We start from the raw sequence: 1,663 nt of genomic DNA, 5'->3' as shown, positions 1-1,663 counted from the left end.
TCCTCATGGTCGCCATCACGGTGATCCTCGCAGCGGTCATCGCTGCGTTCGTGTTTGGTATGACCGGCAACGTCCAGACGACCAAATCAGTTGGAGCCACAGTATCGCAAAGCGGTACTGCAATCACGCTCGTTTATCAGGGCGGACCTGATGCATCCGTTGTGACTGGCATTAATTGGACAATCGATGGGATAGAGCAGGATCCATTAAATGACAGTTCTAATGGTACATTGAAAGTTGGAACATCTAGAACAAATGTATCCGCTGGAACAACTGGCCGCGATCACGTTGTTGCAGTGGTATTCTTCCAGGATGGTAGCTCTCAGGTTATCCTGGATACCTACGTCTAAATTTAATCCTTTTTCGGCCTTGTAGAAACCCTCAATGATCAAAATAAGAGAAACATTTTTGATCCACTTATCCAAGTTGTAGATGAGGATCTTGACCTTGATCTCCTTGACCTGGTACCAGTTTTTCGAGCTTTCAGACTCTCTCCGAACCGTCTCTTGAGGACGGAGAAGGCGGTCTCCACGAGGTTTCTCCGGTGATAGAGGGTCGGATCGAAGGTTCTGGCGATCTCCCGTCGATATCTCCCATGGATCTTCTTCCGCTTTCGGTCCCGGACCGGGATTAGGGATTCAGCTTCGAGCCGTTCGCGGATCAGAACATGGAGATCCTCGGCATCATATCCCTTATCCAGCACGTAGCAGGCCGATCGACGAGTCCGGTGACAAGTCTTTAGGAGATACTCCGCATGAGGAACATCATGGATCGGATGCTGAGAGAACTTGAATCCGGTGACGATCTGCCGCTGGGTATCCACGGCGATCGAGGTCTTGATGTACCGTTTTCTCACCTTCCCGGTCCTCCAGGAGTAATAGGAACTGGCATAGGAACTCGTAAATCCGGAGGCATCGATGGCGGTGACGGCTATCACATCTCCTCGCCGGTACAGGGAGGAGACCAGTCGTTTCTGGATCCGGGTCAACCTGAGGGAGGAAAGTCGCTGCAGGAACTTGTGGAGGGTGGTGAAGTGGAGGATGGCCTCCATGTGGAGCAGCTGCCGAATCGGATCCATCACCTCGACCAGATCGGTGAATCCCCGATAATCCTGTCTCAACTGTTCTTTCAGGAGCAGGAGCACCATCAGCTGATGTTGGGTGTAGGTCTTCTTCGAGTATTTGCAGGAGTAGAGCGGAAGGTGGGAGGCTCGGACAGCGGAGATCGCTGCCTCCGTAAATATGATATACCGGGATGCTAACACTATGAACGGCTCCTCTGTTTTGTCTTTGGTCAGATCAACAAGGAGCCTCATTTCTCATAGATATTTCCCTACCTGCGAAGAATTGAGCCCGAAGAGGATCTCTACAGAATCATTTATCCTGGGGCTCATATCCTCGGCCTGTGACATTGCCTGCGATCGCAAGATCCGGAAGTTATATGATGACCTTCCTGAGATTTGTGGATAATATAATGAACTTATTATCTATGTTGGCCTTATTGTCTTGAAAGATTTCTTTTATCAGTCAACAATTTATTATTTTAAGAAGTACAGCATATTTATCTTGTTTTAAATTTCGAAAATTATAAAATAGATTAGTATGAACCATAATCTATGGCGCGAAAAATCTTGATACTATTGGTAATATTAATCCTCTGCACC

Annotated in this window: 1 protein-coding gene and 1 pseudogene; one reads left to right on the top strand and one right to left on the bottom strand. The window is 48.0% G+C overall.

Annotated features, from left to right (window positions below; genetic code table 11):
• Nucleotides 1-350 (top strand): type IV pilin N-terminal domain-containing protein (locus QMC96_13310; GenBank protein ID MDI6877731.1); only part of this gene is annotated, 350 nt, incomplete at its 5' end.
• A 36-nt stretch (nt 351-386) separates the two neighbouring features.
• Here the strand turns inward: QMC96_13310 and QMC96_13305 are convergent.
• Nucleotides 387-1,264: pseudogene (locus QMC96_13305) on the bottom strand (IS5 family transposase).
• Nucleotides 1,265-1,663: the final 399 nt, after the last annotated feature.

The sequence above is a fragment of the Methanomicrobiales archaeon genome, assembly GCA_030019205.1.
Lineage (GTDB): Archaea > Halobacteriota > Methanomicrobia > Methanomicrobiales > JACTUA01 > JASEFH01.
This window is presented reverse-complemented; position numbering and strand designations above follow the sequence as displayed.